This window comes from Halolamina salina, from assembly GCF_042678005.1.
GTDB classification, from domain to species: domain Archaea; phylum Halobacteriota; class Halobacteria; order Halobacteriales; family Haloferacaceae; genus Halolamina; species Halolamina salina.
On the sequence record NZ_JBHUDH010000239.1, the window covers coordinates 1 to 1050 of the forward strand.

Sequence of the window (1050 nt, forward strand, 5' to 3'; positions counted from 1 at the left end):
GGGGGCTGATCTCGACGTGGACATGTTCCGGACCGTCGGCGTGCCCGTGGAGTTGTGTGTTGATCGAGAACTCGCCGACGCGACTGTCGGACTGCGACTGCTTCGTGGCCATGTGGGGACCGACGGGCTACTACTCCGTATAAGGCCGAGAAGGGGGGTTACAGATGTCACACCCCTCCCTCGGGATTTAACAATGAGAACAGATAACCCAGCCGCTATATTCTTTACTTATAGACTTTACACATAGGCTAATCCTCCATTCAATACCCATTTGAAGAACCTATGGGTAAAACCTATGTGATAAATATATAGTCACCACATATGTCCCAAACCTACAAGTGAAGGCGATACATCTGGGCTATACATATGGGGCAAACCTATAGGTGTAGCACATACCTGGACAAAGGTGGTACCGGCAAGACCACCTGCACGGCCCACCTCGGCGTTGCACTTCAGCAAGCATGCGACGAGGAAGTGCTGTTGATCGACCTCGCGGGAAAGCAGAGTGACCTCGCGAAGACGTTCGGCCTCTACGAGGAGGTGCAGGCCGACATCGAGAGCGAGGACGACTTCCCTAACGTCGCAACGACGATGGAGGAGAACTGGACGAACGTCTCGGATCTTCTCGACGACCCGATCGACGAGCTGGTCTACGAGACTGACGAGGGCGTGGATCTGATCCCGGCCCACCCCAGCCTCGACGCGCTCGACGCCGACCTCGGCAACGTCGACGACGCCCAAGAGCGGTACCACCGGCTCCGGGAGTTCCTCGACGACTACGTCGACCCGCTGGACTACACGGTCGTGCTGCTCGATCTCCCGGGCGTCGCGAACAACGTCTCCTACAACGGGCTCTGGGCGACCGAATCCGTGGTCGCGCCGGTACAGATGGGCCCGCTGGAGTTCGAGCAGGCGCGTGGCCTCGAAAAGGACCTCGGCGGTATTCGTGACAGCTACGGCGTAGACGTGGCGCTAGAGATGCTGCTGCCGAACCTCTACGACCGCCGGACGAATCTGGACGCCGAAGTCCACGAGCAGTTCCTGGAGGAG

General features: G+C 58.6%; 1 protein-coding gene. It reads left to right on the forward strand.

From position 1 onward, the window contains the following. Positions 1-366: 366 nt before the first annotated feature. The coding region (locus tag ACFR9S_RS15060; protein WP_379818977.1) for a ParA family protein at positions 367-1050 on the forward strand (684 nt) is incomplete at its 3' end.